Genomic DNA, 2608 nt, shown 5'->3' with positions numbered 1-2608 from the left:
TCAGGTCGAACATCAGCGCTCTCCTTTGCGGTACGGGATCATCAGGGCGCGCGGGTAGGAGGCCCGGCGGGCCACCAGCACCAGCGCCAGGATGCTCAACAGATAGGGCATCATCAGGAACAGCTGGTAGGGCAGGACGCCGCCGCTCGCCTGCTGCAACCGCAATTGCAGCGCGTCGAACACCGCGAACAGCAGCGCGCCCAGCAGCGCCTTGCCCGGCCGCCAGGAGGCGAAGACCACCAGCGCGATGCAGATCCAGCCGCGCCCGTTGACCATGTTGAAGAAGAAGGCGTTGAAGGCCGACAGGGTCAGGAAGGCGCCGGCCAGCGCCATCAGCGCGCTGCCCGCCACCACGGCGCCGATGCGGATGGCGGTGACGTTCAGCCCCTGCGCCTCGGCGGCGGCGGGATTTTCGCCGACCATCCGCACCGCCAGTCCGACCGGCGTGCGGTACAGCACATAGGCGACGACCGCGACCAGCAGGAAGGCGAGGTAGGTCAGCGGCGTCTGGGCCAGAGCGCCCGGCAGGGCCAGGGGCTGGAACGGCTCGATGGTCGGCGGGGTGCTGGCCTGCGGCAGGACGAGGCGGTAGACGAAATAGGACAGGCTGGTGCCGAGCAGGGTCACGCCGATGCCGGTCACATGCTGCGACAGGCCGAGCGGCACGGTCAGCGCCGCATGCAGCAGGCCGAGCAGCGCACCGCAGGCGGCAGCCGCCAGCACGCCGGTCCACAGGTCGGCGCCCTGATAGACCGCCATCCAGCCGGCCATGGCGCCCAGCGTCATGATGCCTTCGATGCCGAGATTCAGCACGCCGGCCCGCTCGCACACCAGTTCGCCCAGCGTGCCCAGCACATAGGGGGTGGCGATGCGCAGCACCGCGGTCCAGAAGGCGGCCGACAGCAGGATGTCGAGAATGATCGACAGGAAATCCATGACCCCTTACCCCCGCCGCAGCCGGTAGCGCGCCAGCAGCCCGGCGACCAGCATGCAGAGCAGGCTGGTGGCGACCAGGACATCGGCGATGTAGTTGGGAACCGGCATGGCGCGGCTCATGGCGTCGGCGCCGACGAAGATGCCGGCGATGAACAGCGCGGCTCCCACCACGCCGATGGGATGCAACTGGGCCAGCATGGCGACGACGATGCCGCTGTAGCCGAAGCCCGGCGACAGGTCGAGCGTCAGGTAGCCCTTCAGACCGCAGACCTCCGCGGCGCCGGCCAGTCCGGCCAGCCCGCCCGAAAGCAGGGCGGTGCGCAGCATGACCCGCGTCACCGGCATGCCGGCGAAGGCGGCGGCGCGCGGGTTGGCGCCGACCGCGCGGTTCTCGTAACCCCAGATGGTGCGGGTGTCGATCAGCCACAGCAGCACCGACAGGCCGAGCGCGATGGCGAGCCCGGCATGCAGGCGGGTGCGGGCCACCAGCTTGGGCAGCTCCGCCGCCTCGACCACCGGGGCTGATTGCGGCCAGCCCATGCCCATCGGGTCCTTCAGGGCACCTTCCAACAGCAGCGACACCAGCAGCAGCACGACGAAGTTCAGCAGCAGGGTGGTCACCACCTCGTCGACGCCGAAGCGGACCTTCAGCACGGCGGGGCCGAGCAGCGTAACGCCGCCCGCCGCCATGCCGGCGATCATCACCAGCGGGATCAGCACCCAGGCGGCAGGGTCGAGCATGCCGCCGCCCACCACCACGGCGGCCAGCGCGCCCATGTAGAGCTGCCCCTCGGCCCCGATGTTCCACAGCTTGGCGCGGAAGGCGACGGCGGCGGCGAGACCGGTCAGGATCAGCGGGGTGGCGCGGGTCAGCGTCTCGGTCAGGGCGAAGCGGGAGCCGACGGCCCCCTCGAACAGCAGGCCATAGGCGCGCAGCACCGGCGCGCCGGTCCAGGCGACCAGCAGGGCGCAGAGCGCCAGCGCCGCCACGACGGCGCCAACCGGCGCCAGCAGCCGCAGGGCGAGCGGGGTATCGGTGCGCGGTTCAAGCCGCATCGCCATGCTCCAATTGGGTCTCCGGCAGAATGTCGCGCAAAACGTCCCAATGCCCGGCCATCAGCAGGCCGAGCTGGCTGACCGACACCCGGTCATGCGGCAGCAGCGGGGTGAGGCGCCCGTGATAGGCGACGGTGACGCAGTCGGCCAGCGCCAGGATTTCGTCCAGATCCTCGGAGATCAGCAGGACGCCGGCGCCGGCGGCGCGGGCGTCGAGCAGCCGGCTGTGGACGTAGGACACCGCCCCGATGTCGAGCCCGCGCGTCGGCTGGCTCGCCAGGATCAGGTCCGGTCCATGGGCCAGCGTGCGGCCCAGGATCAGCTTCTGCATGTTGCCGCCCGACAGCAGCTGCGTGCGGGCATCCGGTCCGGGACAGCGGACGTCGAACTCCTCGATCACCTCGCGGGCGTAGGCCCGCGCCGCCCCGCGTCGCAGCACGCCGAAGCGGGAGAAGGATGAGTCGTGGTAGCGCTCGGCGATCAGGTTTTCCCAGACCGCCATGGCGCCGACCAGACCGGCGCTGTGCCGGTCCTCCGGGATGCGGGCGACACCGCGCCGGACCATGTCGGCCGGGTCGCCATGCTCGACCGCGCTGCCCTCAAGGACAGCCGGCCG

At 71.0% G+C, this 2608-nt stretch carries 2 protein-coding genes and 1 pseudogene; all 3 read right to left on the bottom strand.

The genetic code is table 11. The features are described 5' to 3' along the window. Window positions 1–12 precede the first annotated feature (12 nt). Window positions 13–936, bottom strand: a complete 924-nt coding sequence (locus tag I71_RS29375) for an ABC transporter permease (RefSeq protein WP_042702743.1) — start codon at window positions 934–936, stop codon at window positions 13–15. 6 nt (window positions 937–942) lie between these two features. After that, window positions 943–1998, bottom strand: coding sequence for an ABC transporter permease (locus I71_RS29370; protein ID WP_375731229.1), 1056 nt, complete (start codon window positions 1996–1998; stop codon window positions 943–945). Then, window positions 1982–2608 (bottom strand): annotated as a pseudogene (locus I71_RS29365) (ABC transporter ATP-binding protein); the annotation flags it as partial. The pseudogene I71_RS29365 and the gene I71_RS29370, both read right to left, overlap by 17 nt.

It is taken from the genome of Azospirillum sp. B506, from assembly GCF_000333595.1.
GTDB lineage: Bacteria > Pseudomonadota > Alphaproteobacteria > Azospirillales > Azospirillaceae > Azospirillum.
The sequence above is the reverse complement of the archived record's forward strand: the minus strand, read 5'-3'. Positions and strand labels throughout refer to the sequence as shown.

Bases quoted from the DNA above. Each gene is read 5' to 3' on its own strand.
- I71_RS29370 (WP_375731229.1), bottom strand. From the start codon at position 1,998: ATGGCGATGCGGCTTGAACCGCGCACCGATACCCCGCTCGCCCTGCGG.
- I71_RS29375 (WP_042702743.1), bottom strand. From the start codon at position 936: ATGGATTTCCTGTCGATCATTCTCGACATCCTGCTGTCGGCCGCCTTC.